Origin of the sequence: Methylibium sp. Pch-M (genome assembly GCF_004136295.1) — a bacterium.
GTDB classification, from domain to species: Bacteria; Pseudomonadota; Gammaproteobacteria; order Burkholderiales; family Burkholderiaceae_C; genus Methylibium; species Methylibium petroleiphilum.
This window is the reverse complement of sequence record NZ_CP029606.1, coordinates 1,701,617-1,727,148: the sequence shown is the minus strand read 5'-3', so window position 1 is coordinate 1,727,148 and position 25,532 is coordinate 1,701,617. Positions and strand designations below refer to the sequence as shown.

The following is a 25,532-nucleotide window of genomic DNA, read 5'->3' as shown; positions in this document are numbered from 1 at the left end:
AAAACCACCGACAGACCTGCCCGGGCTCTGCCGGCCCGGTGCAGCGATGTCAGCCATTGATCGGCCGACTCCGGCCGACCGCCTGACGCCGCGTGCGCGGCGCCTTGTTCACTCTGCGGGCACCATCTCGAACTCGTCCTTGCTGGCCCCGCAGTCGGGGCAGCTCCAGCTGTCGGGCACGTCGGCCCAGGCGGTGCCGGGCGCGATGCCTTCCTCCGGCAGGCCGGCCGCCTCGTCGTAGACGAAGCCGCACAGCACGCAGCGCCACTTCAGGGAGTTCATGCAGCGACCGCCTGCGACGTCGGTTGAGCCTCGGCGGCCACCATGTCGCGCACGATCTCGCGGGCCTTGAGGATGCCGGTGTCCGCGCGCAGGTGCATCTCGCCGAGGTAGTGCGTGTCGGCCAGGTCGAGCATCTTCTGCTGCTCGGTCAAGGCCCACAGGTCCTGGGCGATCACGCCGGGGAACTTCTCGGCCACGCGCGCCACGGTCGACACGCTGGGATCGGCCGGCCAGCGGTGGCCGGCGCGACAGGCGGCGATGACGCGCCAGCGGTGATGGCGTTCGTCGATCGGCGTGATCAGGTGCGTGAGGATGTAGCCTCGTTCGTCCTCGGTCTCCAGCCGCCCGGGCGGCGCGCAGCGCAGGTCCACGCGGATCGCCGCGGGCGAGATCATGCTGTGGGAATGGTGGCGGTCGACCAGTTCGTAGCCGAAGAAGTCTTCCAGGTAGGGCGGGTGGCGGTAGGACTCGGCCTTGCGCACCGAGGTCACCGACCGATTGCCCTGCACCCCGTCATGGGAGAACTCGACCGGGATCTCGCTGTTGGCGATGTCGCCGATGTTGCCGTCGTGCAGCGGGTAGAAGTGGCTGATGTCGAGCAGGTTCTCGATCAGCAGCAGGTAGTTCGTCGGCACCTCGGCGTTCTGCACGCGGATGGCTTCCCATTCGGGACTCGCGAGCTCGGGGATGCGCGGCGGGCGCAGCGTCGGGTTCGCGTCGTCGCCCATCCAGATCCAGACCATGCCGTCCTGTTCGACGATCGGATAGGGCCGCAGCTTCGCGCGGCTGGGGATCGCGCGGCCCGGTTGCGACGGGATCTTCACGCACTTGCCGGCGCTGTCGAAGCAGAGGCCGTGGTACGCGCATTCGAGCGTGCCGTCGGCGAGCAGCTTGCCCGCGGCGAGCGGCATCCGCTTGTGGCAGCAGCGGCCGTCGAAGGCGACGACCTCACCGCCCGCTTCCGGGCGCCACAACACCAGCGGCAGGCCGACGATCGTCTGGCCGACCAGCTGGCCGGGCGCGAACTCGTCGCTGGTTCCTGCGACGTACCAGAGGTTTCGGATCAGGGTCTCTTTCACTTGGATCTCCACGGAAGAGTGCAGAAAGCTCGATCGGCCGGGGCGTGTTGCCGATCGATGTCGACAAAGATGTTCTAAATAATGGAACAGCGTTTCGAATTGATGAAACAATGCTAGCAGTGCCTGACGCAGTGTCAACATTGATCGGCATCCGGATATACGCTTAGGCCGCGCCGTGGAGGTCCGGGAAATCAAGCATTTCCCATGGAGTGGAAAGCGAACGATGGACCGATCGTTCTGTCGGATCGGTGCGTGGTGCCGGGCCGGGTTCTTGACAGCGCGCAGGCACAGACCTAAGCTCTTGGCACAAAGTATCAATATTCAGAACAACACTGAACACGCATGGACACCACTTTCGTGAAGGGCCTCCAGGTGATCGAGGCGCTGGCGACGCACCCGCAGCTGACGGGCGTGACGGAGCTGGCGAAGCACCTGGGACTGACCAAGAGCAATGCACACCGGCTGCTTCAGACGCTGGTGGCCTGCGGCTACGTCCGCAACCTCGAGCAGAGCGGCAAGTACGAGCTGACGCTCAAGCTGTGGGAGCTGGGCGCCGCGGTGGTGGGGCGGCTGGACCTGAAGACGGTGGCGGTCGAGTACATGGAGCGCCTGTGCCAGCTGTCGGGAGAGACGGTGCACCTGTCGGTGCTCGAGGGCACCGAGGTGATCTACCTCGACAAGGTCGACAGCCCGCATCCGGTGCGGGCCTATTCGCGGGTCGGCGGTCGGGCTCCGGCCTACTGCGTGGCCACCGGCAAGGCGCTGCTTTCGTACGCCTCGGCCTCGCTGATCGACCAGATCTCGCTCGAGCTCAAGCCGTTCACGCCCTACACCCTCACCACGCCGAACGAGCTGCGCAACGAGCTCGAGAAGCAGCGCCAGCTGGGCTATGCCGTCAACCGCGGCGAATGGCGCGACGGCGTGTGCGGCATCGCGGCGCCGATCTGGAATGCCGGGGGCCACGTGTGCGCGGCGATCGGCGTCTCCGGTCCGTCCGACCGCTTCAAGCCGCGCAACCTGAAGCTGCTGGCCCCCACCGTCGTCAGCGTGGCCCAGCAGATCTCCGCCCGTCTGGGCTACCGGCCGCAGCGCGAGACCGCGGCGGCGACCGCGGGCGTGGCCGAGCTGGCGGCGAGCGCGGCCTGACGACCGACGCGCGCCGGCCGCGCGCCGGCGATGTCACGGATCACCTCTCTCCTTTTCCACTCTTCCCGGACCCCTGCAATGAGCCCCATCGTCGTGATCGGAAGTGGCCTGGCCGGGTACACGGTGGCCAAGGAACTGCGCAAGCTCGATCGGGGGGTGGCGGTCACGCTCGTCACCGAGGATGACGGCGCGTTCTACTCGAAGCCGATGCTGTCGAACGCCTTCGCGCTGAAGAAGGCCCCGGCGGCGCTGGCCACGGCGGCCGCTGCCCAGTTGGCCGGCGACTACGGGATCGAGATCGTGGCCGGCCACCCGGTCCAGCGCATCGACCGTGCGGCGCGCACGATCGAGGTGGCGGGCCGCGATCTCGCCTACGACCGCCTGATCCTGGCTGTCGGAGGGCGGCCGATCCGGCTTCGGCTGGCCGGCGATGCCGCCGACCGCGTGCTGAGCGTCAACCACCTGGCCGACTACCAGCACTTCCGCCGGCACCTGGAAAGCCATCCGCGCGTGGTGATCCTCGGTGCGGGCCTGGTCGGCTGCGAGTTCGCCAACGACCTCGCCGCGGCCGGCCACGCCGTCGACGTGATCGACATCGCCCCGCGTGCGCTGCCGCGCTTCTGGCCGGACCCGATGGCGCTCGAGTTCCAGGCGCGGCTCGCCGCGGCCGGGGTGCGCTGGCATCTGTCCGAGGCGGTCGAGCGCATCGACACGATCCCTGGCGGCCTGCGGATCACGATGGAGAGCGGCCGCACGCTGGAGGCCGACACGGTGCTGTCGGCGATCGGCCTGGCGGCGAACACCGAACTGGCCGTGCAGGCCGGCCTGGCGGTGAACCGAGGCATCGTCGTCGACCGCCACCTGCAGACCAGCGACGATCACATCTACGCGCTGGGCGACTGCGCCGAGGTCGACGGCCTGCTGCTGCCGTTCATCATGCCCATCATGCATGCGGCGCGCGCCCTCGCACGCACGCTGAACGGGGAGCGCACGGCGGTCGTCTACCCGGCGATGCCGGTGGTGCTCAAGACGCCGGCCTGGCCGGCGGTGTTCTTTCCGCCGCTGCAGCCGGGCGGCGGCAAGTGGCACATCGAGCGGGAAGACACGGGCATGCGAGGCCACTACCGCGCTGCCGATGGTCGTCTGCTGGGCGCCGCTCTCGGTGGCAGCTGCACGCGTGAGAAGGACGCGGTGGCGAAGCAGTTGCCCGCGCTGACGGGCAGTGCCTGAGCGCGCAGCGCCCGCCTGTCGCACCACGGCACATCCTTGGTGGCGCGTGCAAGGCCGAGCCGGACGGGCTATCGTCCGCGCGAGCCCGGACGGCGCCAGCCGAGCGCCGCGACACCACCAAGGAGACTCCATGGTTCTGCACAAGGCGCTGCGGCGCGGCGCGGTTGCGCTTTCCATCGCCCTCGGCCTGGCCGCCTCGGCGACCCAGGCCCTTGCCCACGCCGAAGCGTGGTGCAAGTCGAAGTACGGGCCCACCGATGAGATCGGCGCCGCCAACCTGCTGATTCCGCAGCTCGCGCTCGACGCCGCGAAGCTGGTGAAGACCGGCAAGACCTACCGGCTCGGGGCCGAGACGAACGCCAAGTCGCCGGCCTACCCTCCGCGCGGCTGGTCGCTCACGGTCACCTCGCCGGGCCAGGCCGGCGGCGCGACGATCGGACCGTCCAAGACCAGCTACAACGACGACATCTACGCCGGCTGGGTGGGCGTGGGCAGCCAGATCGACGGGCTGGGCCATGTCGGCATCGACAACGTCTACTACAACTGTTTCAAGAACAGCGAGTTCGTGCAGGTCGACGGCCTGCGCAAGCTCGGCGTCGAGAAGATCCCGCCGTTCGTGACGCGCGGCGTCGTGCTCGACATGACGGCCTATTACGGCCGCGACGTCGTGCCCGAGGGCACGGCCTTCAACCGCAAGGAGATCGACGAGCAGGCCCGGCGCCAGGGCATCGAGATCCGCACCGGCGACGTGGTGCTGTTCCACACCGGCTGGCTCTCGCTGGTGGGCCAGGACGACAAGCGCTACCTCGCCGGCGAACCGGGGCTGGGGCGCGAGGGCGCGGCCTACCTTGCGAGCAAGCAGGTGCTCGCGATCGGCGCCGACACCTGGGGGCTGGAGACCATCCCGTTCGAGAAGGACGCCGGCGTGTTCGAGGTGCACCAGATCCTGCTGGCGAAGAACGGCATCTACATCCTCGAGAACATGAACACCGCCGAACTGGCCCGCGACCGGGCCTGGGAGTTCATGTTCGTGCTGAGCGCGGTGCGCGTGACCGGCGGCGTGCAGAGCCTCGTCAACCCGGTCGCGATCCGCTGAGGGTTGCGGGCCGGGCTCGTGCCGGCGGCCGGCCTCAGGGGGGCGTCGTCGGGCGCTCCGCGCGCTGACCGAGGCGGGGCCGCCACACCGCCAGCGAGACAGCGGCGACGGCGAGCGCCAGGACCGACCACGCGCCGAGGCGCTCGCTGCGCAGCACGGTCGCCAGCGCGGCGGCCGTGGTGGCGTCGGTGGGGTGGGTCAGTGCCTGCACGGCCAGTGTGCGGGCCTGACGTGCCGCACCGTGCACCTGCACGAGCGCGATGCCGCAGACCGCGATGCCGATCAGCAACTTGCCGATCAACCAGCGCTGCTCGATCAGTGCCGGCCGCAGCGCGAGCAGCAGCAGGCCGCTCAGCACCATCAGACCGAGCGCCGGCAGCACGACGGTGGACGACACCGACAGAGCGATGTCGCGCGCCGCCAGCAGGCGCGGCGGCGTGTCGGCCGCCACCGAGGCGATCGCGAGCTGGGCCGCCAGCGCGCCGGCGAAGCCGACGCCGCCGAGCAGATGCAGCAGCCGAAGCAGCGTGCGCACAGCCGAGACCCGTGAGGCCGTCACACCGCTTCCACGGTGACTCAGGGGCGTGCCGGATACCAGGCCAGCGGCTCGGGCAGCGCGAAATCGGCCGGGATGTCGAAGATCTCGATCGTGGTCGTGATCAGCCCCTCGGTGCCGAAGTAGGCGTAGGGCACGCGGCCCTGCCAGGTGCCCGACTGGATCAGTTCCAGGCCGCGCGCCAGGTAGGTGGCCACGCGCTCGGCATAGGGCAGACCGTTGCAGCCCTGCGCCACGTGGTGGATGCCTTCACCGTGCTCGCGCAGGAAGTCCTCGTAGATGTTCGGCCCGGTGATCGGCTCGATCACCTCCCACATCATCGTGCCCGAGAAGGCCAGCGCGAGCTTCATGCGGTAGCGGCCGGGCTGGCCACGGTAGGTCATGTCGCTGCAGGTCTCCGGCCCGAACTCGTAGATGCGCCACGGGCCGATGCCCAGCTTCACCATGCCGGCCAGCGTCCGCTGCATGTCGCGGGTGACCACGCAGGTCTGGATGGTGTCGCCCTGGAAGCTGTTGTCGAGGGCGACTTCGCTGACGACGCGGGGCGTGCTGTGGCTGCTGCTGCTCATGTCGGTGGGGCTCGGTGGTGGACTCGCGGGCCAGGCGGGTGTGGACGGGCGAGTCGGCATCTTGCGCGACGACCCTGCGATGCGATCTCCTGCAAAACCCGAAGCCGGCCGCGGCCCGCGTCAGGGAGCGACCGTCTGGCGCACCGCGCGTTCCCAGCGCGCCATCCGCTCCGCCGCGCGCTCGCGCGGCATCGTCGGCAGGAAGCGCCGCTCGGCCTGCCACTGCGCCGCCAGCTCGTCGGTGCCGGCGTAGAGGCCGCAGCCCAGTCCGGCCAGGCAGGCCGCGCCGAGCGCCGTGGTCTCGATCACCTGCGGCCGCACGACCGGAATGCCCAGCAGGTCGGCCTGGAACTGCATCAGCAGGTCGTTGACGCAGGCGCCGCCGTCGACGCGCAGCTCGCTGACCGGCTGCCCGCCGGCGGCCACCGCGTCGCGGCTCATCGCGTCGAGCAGCGCCGCGCTCTGGAACGCGATGCTCTCCAGCGCTGCGCGCGCGATGTGGGCCACCGTGCTGCCGCGCGTCAGGCCGACGATCGCGCCGCTGGCCTCGGGCTGCCAGTAGGGTGCGCCCAGGCCGGTGAAGGCCGGCACCACCACCACGCCGCCGGCGTCGGGCACGCTCTCGGCCAGCGCCTGCACCTCGCCGCTGCCGCGGATCGCGTGCAAGCCATCACGCAGCCACTGCACCACCGCGCCGCCGATGAACACGCTGCCCTCCAGCGCGTACTGGCGCGGTGCAGCGCTGCCCACCTGCGCCGCCGCGGTGGTGATCAGGCCGTGGGTCGAGGCCTGCCGCTGTGCGCCGGTGTGCATCAGCAGGAAGCAGCCGGTGCCGTAGGTGTTCTTCGCCAGCCCGGCCTGGAAGCCGGCCTGGCCGAACAGCGCGGCCTGCTGGTCGCCCGCGATGCCGCACACCGGCACGGCGCGGCCGAGCAGCGCGGGCTCGGTGTCGCCGAAATGCGAGGCCGACGGCTGCACCGCCGGCAACAGCGCGCGCGGGATGTCCAGCGCCGCCAGCAGCGGCTCGCTCCAGGTGCCGCGGTCGATGTCGAACAGCATCGTGCGCGAGGCGTTGGTGGTGTCGGTGGCGTGCACGCGGCCACCGGTCAGTTGCCACAGCAGCCAGCTGTCCACCGTGCCGAAGGCCAGCTCGCCGCGCTCGGCCCACGTGCGGGCGCCCGGCACGTGGTGGAGCAGCCAGGCGATCTTGCTGGCCGAGAAGTAGGGGTCGATCACGAGGCCGGTCACGCTGCGCACCGCGTCGGCCAGGCCCTGCGCGCGCCAGCGCGCGCACAGCGGCTCGGTGCGGCGGTCCTGCCAGACGATGGCGTTGGCGATCGGCCGGCCGCTCGCGCGTTCCCACAGCAGCGTGGTCTCGCGCTGGTTGGTGATGCCGATGGCCGCGATGTCGGACGCCGCCAATCCTGCCTGGGCCAGCGCCTCGCGGGCCGTGGCGAGCTGGGTCTCCCAGATCTCCATCGGGTCGTGCTCCACCCAGCCCGGTTGCGGGTAGATCTGGCGGAACTCGCGCTGCGCCATCGAGCGGATGCGGCCGTCGCGGTCGAACACGATGCTGCGCGAGCTGGAGGTGCCCTGGTCGAGGGCGAGCAGGTAGGTCATCGGCGGCGTCCGGGAGGTCGACCTCGCCAGCCTAAGCGAAGCCCCGCAGAATGGCAGCAGTGGAACAACCCAGGTCCGACCCGTCCCGTGAGCCGCGGCACTGCGACGTGCTCGTCGTCGGTGGTGGCATCAATGGCACGGGCATCGCGCGCGACCTCGCGGGCCGCGGCTGGCGCGTCGTGCTGTGCGAACGCGACGATCTGGCGGCGCACACCTCGTCAGCCTCCACCAAGCTGATCCACGGCGGCCTGCGCTACCTGGAGCACGGCGAGTTCGCGCTGGTGCGCAAGGCGCTGCAGGAGCGCGAGCAGCTGCTGCGCAGCGCGCCGCACATCATGTGGCCGCTGTCCTTCGTGATGCCGCACGACGCGGCCATGCGGCCGGCCTGGATGATCCGCGCCGGCCTGTTTCTCTACGACCACCTCGCGCGTCGCGACTGGCTGCCCGGCTCGCACGGCGTCGACCTGCGCCGCCATCCCGCCGGCGTGCCGCTGCAGCCGCGGCTGCAGCGCGGCTTCGTCTACAGCGACGGATGGGTCGACGATGCGCGGCTGGTGGTGCTGGCCGCGATCGACGCCCGCGAACGCGGCGCCACGGTGCTGACGCGCTGCGCCTGCATCCGGGCGCAGCGCCATGCGGACGGCTGGCGCGTCACGCTGCAGCGCGCGGGCGAGGCGGCGGTGGAGTGGCAGGCCCGCGCACTGGTCAACGCGGCCGGTCCCTGGGCCGCGAGCTTCGTGCGTGACACGGTGGTGTCGGCGCACGGCGAAGCGCTCGCCACACGCCAGCTGCGGCTGGTGAAGGGCAGTCACATCGTCGTGCCGCGGCTGTTCGACCACGCGCACGCCTACCTGTTCCAGAACCCGGACCGCCGCATCGTCTTCGCGATCCCCTACGAGCGAGACTTCACGCTGATCGGCACCACCGACGTCGAACTGCATGGCGACCCGGGCGACGCCGTCGCCAGCGAAGCCGAGATCGCCTACCTGTGCGAGCAGGTCAGTCGCTACTTCGCGCGGCCGGTCGTGCCAGCCGACGTGTGCTGGTCCTATGCCGGCGTGCGGCCTCTGCTCGACGAGGCCGACGGCGACGAGGCGAGTGCCGTGACGCGCGACTACCTGCTCGAGACACACGCCGACGGCGCCCCGCTGCTCACGGTCTGGGGCGGCAAGATCACCACCTTCCGCAAGCTGGCCGAGGAGGCGGCCGACGCGGTGGGCCGCCTGCTGGGCGAAGCCCGCAACGCATGGACCGCGTCGGCGGTGCTGCCCGGCGGGGATCTGTCGGCCTGGACCGGCACGCCGCCGGGCACGCCGGCCGAGGACTTCGAGCGTTTCGTGGAGGCGCTCGGGCGTCGGCATGCCTGGCTGCCGCCGGCGCTGGCCCTTCGGCTGGCTCGCGCCTACGGCACGCGCGCGACCAACTGGCTGGGCGAGGCCCGGTGCCTGGACGACTTGGGGCTCGAGATCGCCCCCGGGCTGCGCGAAGCGGAGCTGGCCCACCTTCAGCGTGACGAGTGGGCCGTGACGGCCGACGACGCGCTCTGGCGGCGCTCCAAGCTCGGGCTGCACCTCGACGCCCGTCAGCGGGCGGGCGTGAGCGACTGGTTCGCTGCACGCACCGGCGCCTGAGCGGACGAGAAGGGCGGGGTGTCGTCGGTCAGGCCGCGGTGGCCATCGGTGGCGGCATGCCGGGCGGTTCGCGCACCGGCAGTGGCACGTCGGAGGGGGGCGGATCGGTGATCTCCGGCGGCTGCACGTCCGGGCGCGGCGGTGCGGGCGGAATCACCTCCGGCGGTGGCGGGTGCGAGGCCGGCGGCGACGGGAGCTCCGCGCACCGCGGCGCGGGGCGCACGATCCCCCCGGCGGGCCGGAACGGCGTCAACGAGACGCGCGCGATGGGCCGACGGGGCGTTGTCGCACCTGGGTGCCGCGCCGCGTGCGGATGCAGTGAATCGAGATTCATCGTGCACTCGCGCGATCAGGTCTTGTCGATCAGGTCCTTGGCCTTTTCCTTGGCATCGCCATAGGTCGCCTGGGTCTTGCCGGTGACCTGCTCCACGCGGCCCTCGGTCTCGAGTTTCTCGCTGCCGACGACCTTGCCCGCGACTTCCTTGACCTTGCCCTTGGCCTGCTCGATGCGGCCCTTCAGTTGGTCGTTGTTCATTGGTGAATCCTTCCATCCATGCAAACGGTCGGCGGCGCCCCGCGGGATGCCGGACGCCCGACCGATGGAAGGAGGGTGCCGGGGGCGCCGGCCCCTGCCTGCCGGCAACGCGCTCGTCGGCGTGTAGGACGGGGGCGCACGGGACTCGGTCGCGCTGCGCTCGTCAGCGGCGGCAGTGCCCCGGTGGATGGCCGAAATGCTGCTTGAAGACGCGGCTGAAGTGCGCCGGGTCGGTGAAGCCCCACTGGTGGGCGATCTCGGCCACGCTGTGCTCGCGGTAGGACGGGTTGCTCAGCGCCTCGCCGCAACGCTGGAGGCGCTGCTGGCGGATGTAGGCCGACACGCTCTGCCCGGTCTTGCCGAACAGCAGGTGCAGGTAGCGCGGCGAGATGTGGTGCGCCTGCGCGATGCTGCCCGGCGTCAGCGTCTCGTCCTGCAGATGGTCGAGGATGTAGTCCTGCACTCGCTTGAGCTGCTGCAGCGACAGGCCGCGCGGCGCCGGTTCGAGGCGGCAGGACATCGCCGCCGTCAGCAGCTCGACGGTGGCGCGCCGCACCGCGCTCAGCTCGCCCGCCTCCAGCTCCTCGAGTTGCGAGGCCAGCGACTCGATGTGCGAGTACAGCACCGCGCCGATGCCCGAGCGGCTGTCGAGCACGGTGCCGCGGAAGCGCCCGGTGCGTGGCAGCCGCTCCTTCACGTCGTCCCACGGCAGGATCAGCGAGACCTTGTGCAGCCGCTCGGTCACCGTGAATTCCATCGGCTGGTCGCTGGTCCAGATGACCAGATCGCCCGGCCCGACGGCCACGTGCTCGTCGCCGGCCCGCAGCGACTCGCGCCCCGAACGGGTGATCTGCACGCCGATGTAGGCCGCCCCTTCCTGGCTCACATGGCGCGGCAGCCGGCGCCCGCCGCAGGGATCGCAGAGGCACTCGACCACGCGCAGCCCGGCCACGTCGCGGTGCCGCAGACGCGCGTTGAACTCCGGTGCCACGCGGTCCGGCACCTGCCACCGCCGGAAGTTGTCGCTGAGCGCGGCTTCCCAGGCGTCGGTGCGGTCGGCCAGGGCCACGTCCGTGGTCGACCACCAGGGCGGTTCGGGCAACGAGGAGGGAACGGTCGGCGAGGCGCTCGCTTCCATGTCGGGTTCCTGGCGCGGCAACGACCGGCGCTCCGGCGCAGCGTAGTGAGATTCCGGCCGCGGCACGAGAGGGAAACCCATGGGGCGCCCCGGCCGGGCGGCGGCCCGGGTCCGCTAGGGCTGGGCGCGCGGCTGGCCGCCGAGCGAGCGGATGAAGGCCGTGATGCGCCAGATGTCCTCGTCCGACAGCGAGCCCTTCCAGGCCGGCATCACGTTCGCGCCCCGCTTGCGGCCATTGGTGATCACGTCGTGGATCTGCACCGGGTCCCAGTCAACACGCTCGCGGAACGGTCGGTTCTTGCCGGAGTCGCCTTCCTTGCCGTGGCAGTAGGCGCAGATCTGGCCGAACTTCTCGCGGCCGGCCTGCACCCACTCCGGATTGCGCAGGTCCTCGGCGCTGGGAACGGCCGCCGTTTCCTGGGCCTGTGCGGTCGACAGGCCGGTGAGCAGCAGCGCAACCGCGGCGATCCGCCAGGCCGGGCCGGCGGTGTCAGGGGGTCGCATTCTCGTCATCGACAGGTCCTGTTCATCCGCGCTATTCCAGCGTGAAGGCGATCAGCGCCGCGCCGCCGCGCACGTTCTTGAACTCCGGCCACGGGATGGACGCGAAGCCCGGGAACAGCGAGCCGAAGCCGGTCGCCGCGACGATGTACTGCTTGCCGCCGGCCGAGTAGCTGACGATGCCGCCGCGCATGCCCGAGCCGACGTTGAAGGACCACAGCGTCTTGCCGGTCCGGTCGTCGTAGGCCGACAGGAGACCGCGCGGGTCGCCGTTGAAGATCAGGCCGCCGCCGGTGGCCAGCACATGCGCCAGCCCCGGGGCCTCGAAGTCCAGCCGCCAGGCCTGCTTGCCGGTCACCGGGTCATGGGCCACCAGCCGCGCGGACGCCTTCTTGCCCGGCGGCGGGATGATCTCCAGCTCGGCCACGTCGTAGTAGCCCTGCGAGAACGCCAGCTGGTCGATCGGCTGCTGTTTCATCACGACGCGGTTGCAGATCTCGTAGGCGTTCGTGTACCAGAGCTTGGTCTTCGGGCTGTAGGCGCCCGCGTTCCAGCTGCGCACGCCCAGTGCACTGGGGCAGAACACCTCGCTCTGGCCGGACTTCGGCGGATTGCGCCCGATCAGCGCGCCGGTCTTCGGGTCCACGCCCTTGATCCAGTTCATCTCCTCGGCGATCCGCCAGACGTCCTGCACCGCGCCGGTCTTGCGGTCGTAGACCGAGACGAAGCCCCCCTTGTTGAGGTGCATCATCAGTTCCTGGCCGTTCTTCTCGAACATCACGAACTCGTAGGCCGAGTCGAAGTCCCAGGCGTCGTTCGGCACCTCCTGGTGGTGCCACTTGATGCGGCCGGTGGACGGTTCGAGCGCGAGCACCGTCGCGGTGTAGAGGTTGTCGCCCGAGCGCAGCTCGGCATTGAAGTCCGGCGCCGGGTTCGACGTGCCGATGAAGAAGGTGTCGTTCTTCGCGTCGTACTGGCCGGGCAGCCAGGCACCGCCGCCACCGACCTTGATGGTGTCGCCGGGCCAGCTCTTCGGGTCGTCCTTCAGCAGCTCCATCGTCCACGCGCGCTCGCCGGTGTCGGCCTTCAGCGCATAGAGCTTCGAGCGCTGCGCCAGATCGCCGCCGGTCGGGCCGGCGATCAGCACGTCGCCGGCCAGGATGGGCGGCGAGGTGAAGTTGCAGCCGTGGCAGGTCTTGGGGTCGGTGAGCTTCACCTTCCACAGTTCCTTGCCGGTCTTCTGGTCGAGCGCGATCAGGTGGCCGTCCGAGGCGCCGATGAAGACCTTGCCGCGGCCGACCGTCACGCCGCGGTTGTAGAAGCCGAACACAGACTTCTCCTGCACCGCGTCGAGCTCGGGGATGTACTCCCAGAGCTGCCGGCCGGTGGCGGCGTCGAGCGCGAAGCTGCGGTTGTTCGACGCGCTGTAGTACAGCACGCCGTCGAGCGCGATCGGCGTGGCCTGCAGGCCCTGCGCGATCTCGCCCGGCTGGTGGATCCATGCCACCTTCAGCTTCTTGACGCTCTTCCGGTTGATCTGGTCGAGCGGGCTGTAGCGCCAGCCGCGCCAGTCGCCGTGGTAGTCGGGCCAGTTCTTGCCGGTCTCCTCGGCGCTGCCCGTGCCGGTGCAGAGCAGCAGGGCGGCCGCAGCGGCCAGGCCGGCGAGCGATCGCTTTCGCGGAACGTCGAGCTTCGGGATCACGGTGACTCCTCCGTTGGGTATCTCTCGGGCGCCGGATGCCAGGGCGCGGCCGGCCCGGCCGGCGCAGGGCGAGGCAGCTTAGGTCTGCGTGCGGTCTGCGCGCGTCGCCAAGGTGACGTGCGGGCCGACACCCCGTACAAGTCCGGGGGTGCTGCGCGCCGGAGGCGCGCCTTCCCGCAAGCTTCGGCTCACGCCGCCCAGGCGCCCTGCGCGTCCTCCCAGCCGATCACGGCGATCGGCGAGCCGTCGGGCTTCACGAAGGTGAGCGGTCCGAGGAAGCTCATGTAGAACTCGCTCGCCACCGGGAACTCGGTCTTGTCGTGGCGTGCGTTGGCCGACTCGTAGCCGTAGCCCGGCGCGATCGCGGTGTCGCCGCCGGCGGCCTTGCCGCCGCGCACGTCCATCTTGCCCTTGGTCAGGAAGTACTCGCCCGGGCCGACATGGACGTGCGCCGCGAACGACGAGCCCGCCGGGCAGTCGAAGATCGCCGTCCACGAGCCCATCTCGGGCGAGACGTGCAGCAGCTTCCAGCGGATGCCGCCGGTGGAGAACGCCGCAGGGAACGGCTTCCAGTCCACCTGGTCCATCTGCACGTACTCTTCCTTGATCTTCGACTTCAGCATGTCGCGTCTCCTGCGGGTCGGCGTGGCGAGGCGGGATCGGTCGATCCCCGAGACGGCACGATAGCGAGGCCGCGGCCGCCGCCCTAGTCTCAGCGCGCAGCCCGGCTTGACCGGGAGTGAAATTCAGCGCAAACCCTAGGGCCTAGAAGTCGGTGCTGACCGTGGCCTTGGTGAAGGCCTCGTTGTGGTCGATCAGGTCTTCCATGGCGCGGGCCGCCGCCGCCTCGTCGCGCTGCGAGATCGCGCGCGCGAGCGCCCCGTGCAGCTTGGCCATCAGCGGCGTGTCGGCCGCCTGGCGGTAGTGCAGGTACCAGAAGCGCCGCGACAGGCCGTGCATCAGGCCCATGGCGCCGGCCGCGAACTCGTTGCGCGCGGCGCGCAGCGACAGGTCGTTGAATTCCTTGTCGGCGCGGATGAAGCGCGTCTCGTCGTCCTGCTTGCCGGCCGCGTCGAACTCCCGGGCCAGCTCCTCGAAGCGTGCGCGCTCGGGCTCGGTGGCGCGCCGTGCGGCGCAGCGCACCACGAGGCGCTCCACCTCGCGGCGGGTCTCCAGCAGCCGCAGCTGGCGCTTGATGTCGATCTCGGACACCAGCACGCCGCGCTGCGGCAGGATGGACACCAGATGCTCGCGCGCCAGCCGCTGCAGCGCCTCGCGCACCGGGGTGCGCCCGATCTGCAGCCGCGCGGACAGCTCCGCCTCGGAGATCGCGGCGCCCGGCAGCAGCTCGAGCTTGACGATCATCTCCTCGATCAGCTCGTAGGCGGTGGCGGTCAGGCTGCGCGGCTTGGCGGCGGCGGCGCCGTTGGCGGCCACCGCCGTGCGGGAGCGGGCCGTCGTCGCCTTGGGGGTCTTCCTGGCCGCAGTCTTCTTCATGGCGTCTCGATTCCCGACAGTTCACCAGCATAAGCGCGCCGGACGATGGCCGCGTAGTCGGCCTCGGGGGGTTGTTGGGGATAGGCCCTGGCCAGCCGCGTCACCGCGAGTCCGTCGTGCACCAGCTGGTCGAGCGCGCGCTCCGGCACGCCGAAGGCGGCCAGGTCGGCCGGCACGCCGAGCTCCTGCACCAGCGCGCGCGTCCGCACGGACGCCTGGCGCGCCATCGCGTCGCTGTCGGCGCGCGGCACGCCGGCCATCGCGGCGATGTCGGCCAGCTCCTCGCGGCGCGAGGGCCGCAGCGCGTCCATCACGTAGGGCAGCAGCGCGGCATTGGTGCTGCCGTGCGAGGCGTGCGTGAGCCCGGCCAGCGCATAGGCGAGGCCGTGCACCGCGTTCAGCCCGGCCGACGCATAGGACATCGCGGCGAACAGGCTCGCGTAGGCCATGCCGGTGCGGGCCTGCAGGTCGTCGGGCACATGGTAGGCGCGGGGCAGGTGCGCGAAGCACAGTGTGATGGCCTCGCGCGCGAACATCGTCGTCAGCCGGTTGCGGCCGCTGTACGACGGGTCGGCGTCGCCGCCGGTGTCGAAGCGCGTGGCGTCCATCGTCAGGTAGGACTCGATGGCGTGCGTCAACGCGTCGAGCCCGGCATCGGCGGTGACCTTCGGCGGGCAGCTCAGCGTGAGCTCGGGGTCGATCACCGCGATCGCCGGTCGCAGCGCATTGCCCATCACCGCGACCTTGGTGGCGCTGCTGTGCTGCAGCAGGATGGCGCCCGGCGTGATCTCCGAGCCGGTGCCCGAGGTGGTGGGCATCGCCAGCATCGGCAGCGGGCTGCCGGGGAAGCGTGTCGTGCCGACGAAGCTCGCGACCGGTCGGCGGAACGGCAGCGTGAGGCACAGTGCCTTGGCGAGGTCGATGTTGCTGCCGCCGCCGAGCGCGATGACGTGGTCGATGCGCGCGGCGCCCGGGCGCGCGAGCAGCTCCTCGGTGGCGCGGTCGCACAGCTCGGTCGACGGATCGGGCTCGCCGCCGTCGAACACCAGCGCGTCCAGGCCTTCGGCCTGCAGCGCGCGCACCAGCGCGTCGACCACCGTCGTGCGGCCCGAGAAATGGCGGTCGGTGACGATCAGCGCGCAGCGCCAGCGCTGCGCGGCACACAGCGCGGCCACGCGATGGCGTGCGCCGGCGGCCAGCAGCACGCGCGAGGGCGTGCAGAAGTAGAGGGTCTCGTCGGCGCTGACTGGGGTGTGCATCGGCTGGGCTCGTGGGTCGGGCGGGCACGCAACCCGGCGCCGGGCACGCGCCCCGGCGACGCGGGAAAGGCGTCGTGCAATACTAGTAAGACATTACTAATATATCAATAGGAGACACCATGCCCTCACCGTTCCCGCCGCTGCTCGGACGCCTCGACTGCCGGGTGTTCGGCCAGGGCCGGCCGCTGGTGCTGCTGCACGGCATCCAGGGCACGGCCGAGGCCTGGCTGCCGGTCGCGCAGCGGCTCGCCGACACGCACCGCTGCGTGCTGCCCAACCTGCCGGGCCGGGCCGCGTCGCCGCGCTGGCGCACGGCCGACGACGGGCCGATCGAGCGCTACTACCACCTGGACCACTACGCGGGCCTGCTGCACGAGCTGCTGCAGGCGATCGGCCAGCCGGTGGTGCTGGCGGGGTGGAGCATGGGCGTCAGCGTGATCCTGCGGATGGCGGCGCTGCAGGGCATCGACACGGTCGAACGGCTGGTGCTGGTGTCGGGCACGATGCGCGCCGGGCCACCGGAGGCCACCTGGTTCCACGCTGCGGACATCGACGCCCTGCGCAGCGAGGCGCGACAGCGCGCGGAGCGCCTGGGGCTGACGCAGGTGGCCGACGCCGAGGCGGTGGCGTGGTCCTGGCAGTCGGCGCGCGGCCTGGACCTGGCGGCCGGGGCGGCGCGCATCGCGTGCCCCACGCGGGTGGTGCACGGCGAGACCGACGACCAGTGCCCGCTCGCGCATGGCCGGGCGCTGGCCGCGGCGATCACCGGCGCGCAATGGCTGGCGCTGCCGGGAGTCGGCCACAACGTGCTGGGCGCCGAACCGGCACGGCTCGCGGCCGCCATCACGGCGGAAAACCCGCGTTGACATGCATCAAAGAGATTACTAGGATTTAACTAATACATCAGTCGTATTCAGAAACCGGTGCGAGGCCTGCGGCAGCAGGCCGCACCGCCCTGCCGGCGGCGTCGAGAGGCGCCGTCTCCTCGCCACCGCACCCGATCCAGGCCGCCAGAGCCGTCGATCCCACCCCACGGAGACCCACCATGAAGCGTCGCAATTTCGTCAACGCCACCCTGGGCAGCGCCGGCCTGTTCGCCACCGCCGGCGCGCTGGCCCAGACCGCCGGTCCGAGCTACAGCTGGAAGATGGCCACCGGCTGGGCCGGCGGCCCCATCATGGACATCGGCGCCAAGGCCTTCGCCGAGCGCATGGAGTTCTTCTCGGGCGGGCGCTTCAAGATCCAGACCTTCCCGGGCGGTGGCCTCGGCAATGCGCTGAAGGTGCCCGAGACGGTGAAGAACGGCCTGGCCGAATGCGGCCACACCTGGATGGGCTACGACTGGGGCAAGGACCCGACGACGGTGCTGTTCGGCGGCTACGCCGGCACCTTCGACACCGAGCGCATGCTGCACTGGCTCTACGAGTCCGGTGGTGCCGACCTGCAGCGCCAGTTCCGCGAGGACACCGACGGCGTGATCTCGATGCCGCTGTTCATCCGCACGGCCGAGGTGTTCCTGCACTCGCGCAAGCCGGTCAAGAGCCTGGCCGACCTGAAGGGCCTGAAGCTGCGCACCGCCGGCGCCTGGCTGGAGATGTCCAAGGACCTCGGCGCCGCGCCGGTCACCACCGCCGCCGGTGACGTGTTCCCGATGCTCGAGCGCGGCGCGATCGACGCCACCGAGTGGGGCACCCCGTGGGAGAACGTGTCACCCGGCTTCTACAAGGTCGCCAAGTACCTCAGCTACCCCGGCGTGCACCAGCCGACCGCGCCGTTCGAGCTGGTGATCAACAAGGACGTGTGGGCCAAGCTGAGCCCCAACGACAAGAAGCTGATCGAGGTGGTCGCCAAGATGGTGACGATGGAGACCTACCTGCGCATCGGCGCCGAAGACGCGAAGGCGATGGAGTTCTACAAGAAGCAGGGCGTGACGCTGGTGCACCTGGACGACGAGGTCCAGTACACGGCGCGCAAGATCGGCCTCGAATGGGCCGACGCCACGGCGAAGGAGAACAAGCACAAGTGGTTCGCCCGCGTGCACAAGAGCCAGGTCGAGTTCGACGCGGCCTGGAAGGATGCCGACGACTGGCGCAAGGTGAAGGTCAAGCACGCCTGAGCCGGCGGCCTGCGGGCCGCAGGAGCCCGCCCGCGGGGCGGGCTCGTCCCTTCATCCAATGGAGTCGCGATTGAACCGCCTCATCGTCTTGCTGGAGCGCCTGGTCGTGGCGGTCGGCATCGCCGCGGCGATGCTGCTCGTGCCGCTGGTGCTCGCCACCACCTGGGAGGTGGTCGCGCGCTACGCGTTCGGCGCACCCACCATCTGGGCCTACGAGGTCGGCTACCTGCTGACCGGCTCGCACTTCCTGCTGGGCCTGGCCTACACGCTGCGCCAGGGCGAGCACATCCGCATCGACGTGCTCAGCGCCCACATGGCGCCGACGACCCGGCGCCGCATCGACGCCGTCGCCTACGCCGTCGTGCTGCCGCTGCTGGTGTGGCTGAGCGTGGCGCTCTTCAACTACTTCATGGCCGGCTACACGCGCGGCGAGACCTCGGGACAGTCGGCGCTGAACTTGCCGGTGTGGCCGTTCCGTGCGGTGTTCGTCCTGTCTTTCGCGATGTTCTCGTTGCAGGTGCTCTGTGAACTGCTGAAGTCGCTGAGGGCCCCGAAGAACGATCAAGAGGCTCAGCCGTCATGAGCGATTACCTGCCCTTCTTCATGCTGCCGCTGGCCTTCACGCTGATGTTCCTCGGCGTGCAGGTCGCGTTCGCGATGATGCTGACCGCGGCCGCCTTCGGGCTGGCCATCTTCGGCCCCAACGTCATCCACCAGTTCGTCGAGAAGATCGACGACCTGTCGTCGAACTTCGTGTTCGCCGCGGTGCCGCTGTTCGTCTTCATGGGCGCGATGCTCGAGAAGTCGGGCATCGCCGACCGCCTGTTCGAGGCCATCCACATCTGGACGCGCCGCCTGCCCGGCGGCCTGGCGATCGCCACGGTGCTGATGTGCATCGTGTTCGCGGCCTCCAGCGGCGTGATCGGCGCGACCGAGTCGGTGGTGGGCCTGCTCACGATCCCGATCATGCTGCGCTACGGCTACAACAAGAGCCTGATCAGCGGCACCATCTGCGCCGGTGGCTCGCTGGGCACCATCATCCCGCCGTCGGTGGTGGTGGTGGTGATGGGCCCGCTGGCCAACCTGTCGGTCGGCGACCTGATGTACGGCATGGTGCTGCCGGGCTTCCTGATGGCCGGGCTCTACCTCGCCTACATCTTCGTGCTGTGCCTCGTGAAGCCGGAGATGGGGCGGCGCATCCCGCCGGAACCCGGCGATCCGACCTTCATGCAGAAGATCGCCATCACCACCCGCAACCTGGTGCCGCCGCTGGGCATGATCGTCGCGGTGCTCGGCTCCATCCTGCTGGGGCTGGCGTCGCCGACCGAGGCCGCCGCGATCGGCGCGCTCTGCTCGGTGGGACTGACCGTGCTCTACGGCCGCTTCACCTGGCCGGGGCTTTACGAGTCGCTGCTGAAGACGCTGCGCGTCACCGCGATGATCATGTTCGTGCTGCTGGGCGGCACGCTGTTCACCGGTGTCTTCATCGGCGGCGGTGGCATCAACCTCGCCAGCTCGATGATCACGCACCTGGACCTGTCGCCGTGGGCACTGCTGGGGATGATGCTGTTCATCCTGTTCATCGCCGGCTTCTTCCTCGACTGGATCTCGATCGTGCTGATCTTCCTGCCGATCTTCACGCCGCTGGTCACCGCGGCGGGCTTCGATCCGGTGTGGTTCTGCATCCTGTTCCTGATCATGATCCAGACCAGCTACCTGACGCCGCCGATGGCGCCGGCCATCTTCTACCTGCGTGCCGTGGCGCCGCCGGAGATCACGATGCGGCACATGTACTGGGGAATGATCCCGTTCATCGCGCTGCAGGCCATCACGCTGGCCTGCACGCTGATGTGGCCGCAGCTCGTGACCTGGCTGCCGACCGTCGCCATGCAGATGAGGTGATGGCGATGGATGCGAGACCGGGTCAGCGTGTCGAGGTCGACGTGCTCGTGGTCGGCGGCGGTGCCACCGGCGTGGCCGCGGCAACCGTCGCGGCCCGCGCCGGGCTGAAGACCTTGCTGGTGGAGCGCTACGGCTTCTGCGGCGGCGGCGCGGTGGCGGGCCTGTCGGGCACCGTCTGCGGACTCTACGAAGCCGAGGAGACGCCGCGGCGGCCGAAGCAGATCGTGCACGGCTTCGTCGACGACTTCATCGCCGCGATGGAGCAACGCGGCGGGCTGGCCGAGCCGGTGCTCTACGGCAAGACCTGGACCCGGGTGCACGAGCCGTTGGCGTGGCGCGAATCGGCCGATGCGCTGCTGGGCATGGCCGGCGTGCAGCTCGCGTACCACGCGCTAGCGACCGGCGTGCACCGCGACGGCGACCGCATCGACGGCGCAATGGTGTGGACCAAGGGCGGCCTGCTCGATGTGCGCGCCGGCCTCACGATCGACGCCAGCGGCGATGCCGACCTGGTGGCGATGGCCGGCCTCGAGACCTACTGCGGTGCCGATGGCGTGGTGCAGAACCCGACGATGATCTTCCGCCTGCAGGGCGTGGACGTCGCGCGTTTCAAGGCGGCCTACGGCAGCGACACCATCATGCCGCCCGAGGTCACGGCGCTGATCGCCGCCGCGGCCGACACCGGCTACGCCTTGCCGCGCCAGAAGATCTGGCTGTTCGAGACCACGCGTCCCGGCGAGCTGCTGTGCAACTGCACGCGCGTGCGCGGTGCCGACGGGCGCGAGCTCAACTGCATCGACGGCGACGACTTCACCGAGGCCGAGGTCGAGGGCCGCCGCCAGGTGCGCGAGTACGCCCGCTTCTTCAAGGACCGGCTGGCCGGCTGCGAGGCGAGCTGGGTCAACGACACCGCGGTCCAGGTCGGCGTGCGTCAGACCCGCCAGGCACGCGGCCTGGCGACGTTGCGCAACGAGGACGTGGTGAGAGGCAGCAAGTTCGCCGATGGCGTGGCGCGCTCGCCCTGGCCCATCGAGCTGCACGCCGGCAGCAAGCCGCGCGTGCAGTGGCTGCTGAACGACTGGTACGAAGTGCCCTGGGGCTGCTTCGTGCCCGAGCGCGGCGAGGGCCTGCTGTTCGGCGGGCGCTGCCTGTCGGCCGAGCACGAGGCCGTGGCCTCGGCCCGCGTCACCGCGCAGTGCTTCTCCTATGGCCACGCGCTGGGCGTGGCGGCCACGGTGGCGCTGCGCGAGCGCACGCCGGTGCGGGCCATTCCGGGCAGCGTGATCCGCGAGCTGCTGAACCGGCAGGGCGCCTGCCTCGACGCCTGACGCCGGCCTCCCTCACTCCTTTCTTTCCCTGCACCCGAACACCATGGCCCGTTCCTTCCGCAGCAATTTCGAGCCCGGCTCCACGCGCTGGGCGGTGCGTCATGCGCAGTGGAGCGCGATGGGCATCGCCGAGGCCGACTTCGACAAGCCCAAGATCGCCGTCGTCAACACCTCCAGCGGCCTGTCGGTGTGCTTCCAGCACCTCGACGGCATCGCGAAGCGGGTGGCCGAGGCGATCCGCGCCGCCGGCGGGCTGCCGCTGGAGATCCGCACCGCGGCGCCGTCCGACTTCGTCACCAGCGCGGGCCGCCAGGGCCGCTACCTGATGCCCACGCGCGACCTGATCGTCAACGACATCGAGGTGCAGGTCGAGGGCGCCGAGCTCGACGGCATGCTGCTGCTGTCGAGCTGCGACAAGACCACGCCGGCCCACCTGATGGCCGCCGGCCGCCTGGACGTGCCCAGCCTGGTGCTGGCCTGCGGCTACCAGCTCGGCCGCCAGTGCGGCGAGCACCACGTCGACATCGAGGAGGTCTACAAGGCGGTCGGCACCGTGAAGGCCGGCCAGATGGACCTCGACGCGCTGCAGGGCATGTGCCGCGTGGCGATCGACGGCCCCGGCGTGTGCGCCGGCCTCGCCACGGCCAATTCGATGCATTGCCTGGCCGAGGCGCTGGGCATGGCGCTGCCCGGCAACGCGCCGGTGCGCGCCGACGGCCCGCGGCTGCACGCGCTGGCGGCGCAGGCCGGCACGCGCATCGTCGAGATGGTGCAGCAGGACCTGCGGCCGCGCGCCATCCTCACGCCCGGCGCCTTCCGCAACGCGGTGCGCTTCGCGGTGGCGACCGGCTGCTCGGTCAACGTGATGCGCCACCTGATCGCCATCGCGATCGAGTCCGAGTGCCCGGTCGACGTGATCGCGGAGTTCGAGCGCGCCGCCGACGAGGTGCCGATGCTCACCCGCATCCGGCCCAACGGGCCGGACCGCATCGAGACCTTCGAGGCCGCCGGCGGTGTGCGCGGCGTGCTCCGGCAGCTGGCACCGCAGCTCGACCGCGAGGTGCTCACGGCCGACGGCCGGCGCCTGGGCGCGTTGATCGACGAGACTCCGGCGCCCGACGCCGCCTGCATCCGGCCGCTGGCCGAGCCGTTCGCACACGAGCCGGGGCTGATGATCATCCGCGGTTCGCTCGCGCCCGACGGCGCGCTGGTCAAGCTGGCCGCGGTGCCGGCGGCGATCCGCCGCTTCCGCGGCGAAGCCCGGGTGTTCGAGGACGAGGCGCTGGCGATCGAGGGCCTGAAGACCGGCGCGGTGCGCCCGGGCCAGGTGATCGTGCTGCGCATGCTGGGCCCGAAGGGCGGGCCGGGCACGGTGTTCGCGGCCAGCTTCATGGCCGCGCTGGTGGGCGCCGGGCTGGGCAGCGAGGTGGCGGTGGTCACCGACGGCGAACTGTCGGGCCTGAACAGCGGCATCACCATCGGCCAGGTGATGCCCGAGGCGGCCGAGGGCGGCCCGCTGGCGGCGGTGCGCGACGGTGACGCGATCGAGATCGACCTGACCGCGCGCCGCATCGAACTGCAGGTGCCGGCCGAGGAGGTGGCACGCCGGCTCGAAGGCTTCGCGCCGCCGGAGGCGGGCGGCCGCTTCGGCTGGCTGCACCTGTACGGCACACTGGTGCAGCCGTTGTCCAGGGGCGCGGTGCTCGGCGTGCGGCCGGTGCTGACGCCGGCGGACCCGCAGCGCTGAAGCCGCCGCCGCGGCCGCAGCAACGACAGGAGCAGCACGCCATGAGCGGAAACGAAAGCGTCGCGGCCCGGGCCGCGGCCCAGGCTGAACGCGCCGGGCGACTGCGCGCACTGCACGAGCGCGATGGCGCGTTCGTGATCCCCAATCCCTGGGACGCCGGCTCGGCGAAGCTGCTCGCCGCGATGGGCTTCGAGGCGCTGGCCACCACCAGCGCCGGCTACGCGTTCTCGATCGGCCGGCCCGACATGGAGGGCGCGGTCACGCGCGACGAGACCTTCGCCAACGCCCGCGCGATCGTCGAGGCCACCGAGCTGCCGGTGTCGGCCGACCTGGAGAACGGCTTCGGCGACGATCCGGCCTCCTGCGCCGAGACCGTGCGCATGGCCGCGCGGGCCGGCCTGGTGGGCGGCTCGATCGAGGACGCCAGCGGCCGCCGCGACGCGCCGATCTATCCCTTCGAACTGGCGGTCGACCGCGTCCGGGCCGCGGTGCGCACCGCGCGGACGCTGCCGTTCCCGTTCGTGCTGACCGCGCGCGCGGAGAACCTGCTGCACGGTCGCATCGACCTCGCCGACACGATCCGCCGGCTCGAGGCCTACGCCGAGGCCGGCGCCGACGTGCTGTACGCCCCCGGGCTGAAGACGCCCGAGGACATCGCCGCGGTGGTGAAGGCGGTCGCGCCGCGGCCGGTCAACGTGGTGATGGGCCTGGCGGGCGCGGCGCTGTCGTTCGACGAGCTCCAGCGCCTGGGCGTCAAGCGCATCAGCGTGGGCTCGTCGCTGGCGCGTGCCGCCTACGGGGCCTTCCTGCGCGCGGCGCGCGAGATCCGTGCCGACGGCACGTTCACCTACGCCGAGGCAGCCGTGCCGTTCGGCGAGATCAACGCGATGTTCCGCCGCTGAGGCGCCCGCGGCACCGGGCTCAGGCCGCCTTCAGTTCCGGCAGCGGCTCGGGCCGCGATGACGCGCCGGCGGCGGGATCGGCCTCGCCGCCGAGCGCGTCGACCAGGTCGGGAATGAGCTGCACCAGCTCGCCGGTGGCGATGGCCAGGTCGGCATCGAAGGCCGCGTCGGCGTCGGCGCGGCCGGGGTGGGCGTCGAACACGCCGTCGAGGAAGTCGAGCTTCTTGATCTGCGCCGCGTCGGTCAGCACGAAGGACACGCGACCCCGCCAGGTCAGGGCCAGTCGCGTCGGTCGCTTGCCCTCGCCGATGTGCTGCCGCACCTCGTCGGTGTCGAGCCGGTGACGCGCATAGCGCACCACCGACTTCTGCTCGTCGTCGGACTTCAGCTCGCACTCGCGGTCCACCGAGAAGGCGGGCGGCGGCTCGCCGTCGGCCAGCCAGCCGGCCATCGCGGTGGCGGCCGACAGCGCGGTCTGCAGCGGCGCGACCGGCAGGCCGTCGAGCACCTTGACCAGGTGTGTGACCACATCGCCGGCGCGTGCCGGGCTGCTGGCGTCGACGATCAGCAGCCGCCGCTGCGGGTCCAGCCAGACACGGAAGGACGCGCGCTTGGTGAACGCCATCGGCAGCAGTTCCAGCGCCGCCTGCTCCTTCAGCTCCTTCAGGTGCTTGCGGCCCGGCTTGCGCCCGGTGTCGTGCTCGGCGCGCTGCGCCAGCTCGTCGGTGCGGCGCTTCACCACGGCGGCCGGCAGCAGCTTCTGCTCGACCATCAGCGTCGCCAGCCACTGGCCCGCGACGCTCTCGACCAGCGCACCGTGCGCGTGCCCGCGCGGCGGCACCCAGCCGGCCGACAGGGCCTGCGTGGCGCCGCATTCGGTGAAGCGTGCGGTGGCGAGGCGCTCCTCGATCTGTGTCGCGCTGCCCGACCACTCGGGGCCGATGCGGTACACCGTCAGGTTCTTGAACAAGGCCATCCTCTCTTTGATGCAGCGTCGGCCGGCCGCTCGCGCGGCCCGGCCGGGGAGGGGCGATTGTCCATGGTCGGCGCCTGCCGGCCGGGCTGCGGCTCAGTCCGCCGGCGCCACCCACACCAGCCGGCCCTGGCCGCCGTCGTCGAGCCGCCGCCGCAGCGCCGCGGCGTCACCCTCGGGCAGGCTGAACTGCAGCTCCACGTGCATGCCGTGGCGGACCTGCAGGCCCCCGGCACCGGCGGCGTCGAGCTCGCGGCGCAGCCAGCCCTCGAGCGCGTAGGGCAGCACGCAGCGCAGCGTCTGCAGTCGCTGCAGCGGCCGCTTGTCGGCGCCGAGCAGGGCCTGGGCCACCGCGTCGGTGTAGGCGCGCACCAGGCCGCCGGCGCCGAGCTTCACGCCGCCGAAGTAGCGCACCACGGTGGCCAGCACGCCGTCGAGGTCCTGGTGGCGCAGCACCTCCAGCATCGGCCGCCCGGCGGTGCCACCGGGCTCGCCGTCGTCGACTGCCGCCGAGGCGCCGCCGGCCAGCAGCGCCCAGCACACGTGCGCGGCGCCGGGGTGCAGGGCCCGCAGCGCAGCCACGCGCAACAGCGCCGCCGGGCGGTCGGCCACCGGCTCGACGCAGCCGATGAAGCGGCTCTTGCGGATCAGCAGTTCGCTGTGGACGGCGCTGGCCAGGGTGCGGGGCATGGGCGCGCAGCATAGCCGGCACGGCGGCGCGCG

25 protein-coding genes are annotated in these 25,532 nt (G+C 71.1%); 11 read left to right on the top strand and 14 right to left on the bottom strand.

Going from position 1 to position 25,532, the window contains the following annotated elements; translation table 11 throughout:
- Window positions 1–108: 108 nt before the first annotated feature.
- Together C1M51_RS08295 and C1M51_RS08290 are read right to left on the bottom strand one after the other, a co-directional pair.
- The gene (locus C1M51_RS08295; RefSeq protein WP_011831245.1) at window positions 109–282 is read right to left on the bottom strand and encodes a rubredoxin; all 174 of its coding nucleotides are present in this window, start codon (window positions 280–282) and stop codon (window positions 109–111) included.
- Window positions 279–1,361, bottom strand: a complete 1,083-nt coding sequence (locus C1M51_RS08290; protein WP_207207818.1) for a Rieske 2Fe-2S domain-containing protein — start codon at window positions 1,359–1,361, stop codon at window positions 279–281. The genes C1M51_RS08295 and C1M51_RS08290 overlap by 4 nt, the downstream gene beginning before the upstream one ends.
- A 342-nt stretch (window positions 1,362–1,703) precedes the next feature.
- Here C1M51_RS08290 and C1M51_RS08285 point away from each other — a divergent pair, with 342 nt between their 5' ends.
- From C1M51_RS08285 to C1M51_RS08275, 3 genes are all read left to right on the top strand, one after another.
- The gene (locus C1M51_RS08285; RefSeq protein WP_011831243.1) at window positions 1,704–2,507 is read left to right on the top strand and encodes an IclR family transcriptional regulator; all 804 of its coding nucleotides are present in this window, start codon (window positions 1,704–1,706) and stop codon (window positions 2,505–2,507) included.
- A 78-nt stretch (window positions 2,508–2,585) separates the two neighbouring features.
- Window positions 2,586–3,737 (top strand): NAD(P)/FAD-dependent oxidoreductase, encoded by a 1,152-nt coding sequence (locus C1M51_RS08280; protein ID WP_129449022.1) that lies wholly within the window; start codon window positions 2,586–2,588, stop codon window positions 3,735–3,737.
- Between the two features lie 130 nt (window positions 3,738–3,867).
- Entirely contained in the window at window positions 3,868–4,833 is a 966-nt protein-coding gene (locus C1M51_RS08275) for a cyclase family protein (RefSeq protein WP_129449021.1), read from the top strand.
- Window positions 4,834–4,867: 34 nt separating this feature from the next.
- On the opposite strand, the gene C1M51_RS08270 is transcribed toward C1M51_RS08275, so the two are convergent.
- The 3 genes from C1M51_RS08270 to glpK all read right to left on the bottom strand — a co-directional run bounded on the left by C1M51_RS08270 (window position 4,868) and on the right by glpK (window position 7,578).
- Window positions 4,868–5,368: a hypothetical protein gene (locus tag C1M51_RS08270; RefSeq protein ID WP_129449020.1), complete on the bottom strand. Its 501-nt coding sequence runs from the start codon at window positions 5,366–5,368 to the stop codon at window positions 4,868–4,870.
- 41 nt (window positions 5,369–5,409) lie between these two features.
- Window positions 5,410–5,958: a VOC family protein gene (locus C1M51_RS08265; RefSeq protein ID WP_036234213.1), complete on the bottom strand. Its 549-nt coding sequence runs from the start codon at window positions 5,956–5,958 to the stop codon at window positions 5,410–5,412.
- A gap of 120 nt (window positions 5,959–6,078) precedes the next feature.
- The gene (glpK, locus tag C1M51_RS08260) at window positions 6,079–7,578 is read right to left on the bottom strand and encodes a glycerol kinase GlpK (protein ID WP_129449018.1); all 1,500 of its coding nucleotides are present in this window, start codon (window positions 7,576–7,578) and stop codon (window positions 6,079–6,081) included.
- A gap of 50 nt (window positions 7,579–7,628) precedes the next feature.
- Between glpK and glpD the strand changes: the two genes are divergently transcribed.
- Window positions 7,629–9,209, top strand: a complete 1,581-nt coding sequence (gene glpD, locus C1M51_RS08255) for a glycerol-3-phosphate dehydrogenase (RefSeq protein WP_129449017.1) — start codon at window positions 7,629–7,631, stop codon at window positions 9,207–9,209.
- A gap of 349 nt (window positions 9,210–9,558) precedes the next feature.
- Here glpD and C1M51_RS08250 read toward each other — a convergent pair whose 3' ends face one another.
- The 7 genes from C1M51_RS08250 to C1M51_RS08220 form a co-directional block, all read right to left on the bottom strand.
- Window positions 9,559–9,744: a CsbD family protein gene (locus C1M51_RS08250; RefSeq protein WP_129449016.1), complete on the bottom strand. Its 186-nt coding sequence runs from the start codon at window positions 9,742–9,744 to the stop codon at window positions 9,559–9,561.
- Between the two features lie 163 nt (window positions 9,745–9,907).
- Window positions 9,908–10,882 (bottom strand): helix-turn-helix domain-containing protein, encoded by a 975-nt coding sequence (locus C1M51_RS08245; protein WP_165349661.1) that lies wholly within the window; start codon window positions 10,880–10,882, stop codon window positions 9,908–9,910.
- Window positions 10,883–10,996: 114 nt separating this feature from the next.
- Window positions 10,997–11,395 (bottom strand): cytochrome c, encoded by a 399-nt coding sequence (locus tag C1M51_RS08240; RefSeq protein ID WP_129449014.1) that lies wholly within the window; start codon window positions 11,393–11,395, stop codon window positions 10,997–10,999.
- Between the two features lie 22 nt (window positions 11,396–11,417).
- Window positions 11,418–13,085, bottom strand: a complete 1,668-nt coding sequence (locus C1M51_RS08235) for a PQQ-binding-like beta-propeller repeat protein (protein ID WP_129449013.1) — start codon at window positions 13,083–13,085, stop codon at window positions 11,418–11,420.
- Between the two features lie 188 nt (window positions 13,086–13,273).
- Window positions 13,274–13,708 (bottom strand): 2,4'-dihydroxyacetophenone dioxygenase family protein, encoded by a 435-nt coding sequence (locus C1M51_RS08230; protein ID WP_011831232.1) that lies wholly within the window; start codon window positions 13,706–13,708, stop codon window positions 13,274–13,276.
- Between the two features lie 142 nt (window positions 13,709–13,850).
- Entirely contained in the window at window positions 13,851–14,582 is a 732-nt protein-coding gene (locus C1M51_RS08225; RefSeq protein WP_129449012.1) for a GntR family transcriptional regulator, read from the bottom strand.
- Window positions 14,579–15,841, bottom strand: coding sequence for an iron-containing alcohol dehydrogenase (locus tag C1M51_RS08220; RefSeq protein WP_129449011.1), 1,263 nt, complete (start codon window positions 15,839–15,841; stop codon window positions 14,579–14,581). The genes C1M51_RS08225 and C1M51_RS08220 overlap by 4 nt, the downstream gene beginning before the upstream one ends.
- 119 nt (window positions 15,842–15,960) lie before the next feature.
- Between C1M51_RS08220 and C1M51_RS08215 the strand changes: the two genes are divergently transcribed.
- The 7 genes from C1M51_RS08215 (at window position 15,961) to C1M51_RS08185 (ending at window position 23,836) form a co-directional block, all read left to right on the top strand.
- Window positions 15,961–16,707 carry an alpha/beta fold hydrolase gene (locus C1M51_RS08215; protein ID WP_129449010.1) on the top strand — a complete coding sequence of 249 codons (747 nt, stop codon included), beginning with the start codon at window positions 15,961–15,963 and terminating at the stop codon, window positions 16,705–16,707.
- A gap of 179 nt (window positions 16,708–16,886) precedes the next feature.
- Window positions 16,887–17,957, top strand: coding sequence for a TRAP transporter substrate-binding protein DctP (dctP, locus tag C1M51_RS08210; protein ID WP_129449009.1), 1,071 nt, complete (start codon window positions 16,887–16,889; stop codon window positions 17,955–17,957).
- 70 nt (window positions 17,958–18,027) lie between these two features.
- The gene (locus C1M51_RS08205; RefSeq protein WP_129449008.1) at window positions 18,028–18,540 is read left to right on the top strand and encodes a TRAP transporter small permease subunit; all 513 of its coding nucleotides are present in this window, start codon (window positions 18,028–18,030) and stop codon (window positions 18,538–18,540) included.
- Window positions 18,537–19,859, top strand: coding sequence for a TRAP transporter large permease subunit (locus C1M51_RS08200; RefSeq protein ID WP_129449007.1), 1,323 nt, complete (start codon window positions 18,537–18,539; stop codon window positions 19,857–19,859). Before C1M51_RS08205 ends, C1M51_RS08200 begins: the two co-directional genes overlap by 4 nt.
- 5 nt (window positions 19,860–19,864) lie before the next feature.
- On the top strand, window positions 19,865–21,187 hold the full coding sequence (locus C1M51_RS08195; protein WP_129449006.1) for an FAD-dependent oxidoreductase: 1,323 nt from the start codon (window positions 19,865–19,867) through the stop codon (window positions 21,185–21,187).
- Between the two features lie 43 nt (window positions 21,188–21,230).
- On the top strand, window positions 21,231–22,934 hold the full coding sequence (locus C1M51_RS08190; protein WP_129449005.1) for a dihydroxy-acid dehydratase: 1,704 nt from the start codon (window positions 21,231–21,233) through the stop codon (window positions 22,932–22,934).
- A gap of 41 nt (window positions 22,935–22,975) precedes the next feature.
- A complete protein-coding gene (locus C1M51_RS08185; RefSeq protein WP_207207817.1) occupies window positions 22,976–23,836 on the top strand; it encodes an oxaloacetate decarboxylase in 861 nt (286 codons plus the stop codon).
- Between the two features lie 19 nt (window positions 23,837–23,855).
- On the opposite strand, the gene C1M51_RS08180 is transcribed toward C1M51_RS08185, so the two are convergent.
- Window positions 23,856–24,812, bottom strand: a complete 957-nt coding sequence (locus C1M51_RS08180) for a recombination-associated protein RdgC (RefSeq protein WP_242500002.1) — start codon at window positions 24,810–24,812, stop codon at window positions 23,856–23,858.
- Window positions 24,813–24,905: 93 nt separating this feature from the next.
- Window positions 24,906–25,499, bottom strand: coding sequence for a YigZ family protein (locus tag C1M51_RS08175; protein WP_129449003.1), 594 nt, complete (start codon window positions 25,497–25,499; stop codon window positions 24,906–24,908).
- Between the last annotated feature and the right edge of the window lie 33 nt (window positions 25,500–25,532).

Bases quoted from the DNA above. Each gene is read 5' to 3' on its own strand.
- C1M51_RS08295 (WP_011831245.1), bottom strand. From the start codon at position 282: ATGAACTCCCTGAAGTGGCGCTGCGTGCTGTGCGGCTTCGTCTACGAC.
- C1M51_RS08285 (WP_011831243.1), top strand. From the start codon at position 1,704: ATGGACACCACTTTCGTGAAGGGCCTCCAGGTGATCGAGGCGCTGGCG.
- C1M51_RS08280 (WP_129449022.1), top strand. From the start codon at position 2,586: ATGAGCCCCATCGTCGTGATCGGAAGTGGCCTGGCCGGGTACACGGTG.
- C1M51_RS08275 (WP_129449021.1), top strand. From the start codon at position 3,868: ATGGTTCTGCACAAGGCGCTGCGGCGCGGCGCGGTTGCGCTTTCCATC.
- C1M51_RS08265 (WP_036234213.1), bottom strand. From the start codon at position 5,958: ATGAGCAGCAGCAGCCACAGCACGCCCCGCGTCGTCAGCGAAGTCGCC.
- glpK (WP_129449018.1), bottom strand. From the start codon at position 7,578: ATGACCTACCTGCTCGCCCTCGACCAGGGCACCTCCAGCTCGCGCAGC.
- glpD (WP_129449017.1), top strand. From the start codon at position 7,629: ATGGCAGCAGTGGAACAACCCAGGTCCGACCCGTCCCGTGAGCCGCGG.
- C1M51_RS08250 (WP_129449016.1), bottom strand. From the start codon at position 9,744: ATGAACAACGACCAACTGAAGGGCCGCATCGAGCAGGCCAAGGGCAAG.
- C1M51_RS08245 (WP_165349661.1), bottom strand. From the start codon at position 10,882: ATGGAAGCGAGCGCCTCGCCGACCGTTCCCTCCTCGTTGCCCGAACCG.
- C1M51_RS08240 (WP_129449014.1), bottom strand. From the start codon at position 11,395: ATGACGAGAATGCGACCCCCTGACACCGCCGGCCCGGCCTGGCGGATC.
- C1M51_RS08230 (WP_011831232.1), bottom strand. From the start codon at position 13,708: ATGCTGAAGTCGAAGATCAAGGAAGAGTACGTGCAGATGGACCAGGTG.
- C1M51_RS08225 (WP_129449012.1), bottom strand. From the start codon at position 14,582: ATGAAGAAGACTGCGGCCAGGAAGACCCCCAAGGCGACGACGGCCCGC.
- C1M51_RS08220 (WP_129449011.1), bottom strand. From the start codon at position 15,841: ATGCACACCCCAGTCAGCGCCGACGAGACCCTCTACTTCTGCACGCCC.
- C1M51_RS08215 (WP_129449010.1), top strand. From the start codon at position 15,961: ATGCCCTCACCGTTCCCGCCGCTGCTCGGACGCCTCGACTGCCGGGTG.
- dctP (WP_129449009.1), top strand. From the start codon at position 16,887: ATGAAGCGTCGCAATTTCGTCAACGCCACCCTGGGCAGCGCCGGCCTG.
- C1M51_RS08200 (WP_129449007.1), top strand. From the start codon at position 18,537: ATGAGCGATTACCTGCCCTTCTTCATGCTGCCGCTGGCCTTCACGCTG.
- C1M51_RS08195 (WP_129449006.1), top strand. From the start codon at position 19,865: ATGGATGCGAGACCGGGTCAGCGTGTCGAGGTCGACGTGCTCGTGGTC.
- C1M51_RS08190 (WP_129449005.1), top strand. From the start codon at position 21,231: ATGGCCCGTTCCTTCCGCAGCAATTTCGAGCCCGGCTCCACGCGCTGG.
- C1M51_RS08185 (WP_207207817.1), top strand. From the start codon at position 22,976: ATGAGCGGAAACGAAAGCGTCGCGGCCCGGGCCGCGGCCCAGGCTGAA.
- C1M51_RS08180 (WP_242500002.1), bottom strand. From the start codon at position 24,812: ATGGCCTTGTTCAAGAACCTGACGGTGTACCGCATCGGCCCCGAGTGG.
- C1M51_RS08175 (WP_129449003.1), bottom strand. From the start codon at position 25,499: ATGCCCCGCACCCTGGCCAGCGCCGTCCACAGCGAACTGCTGATCCGC.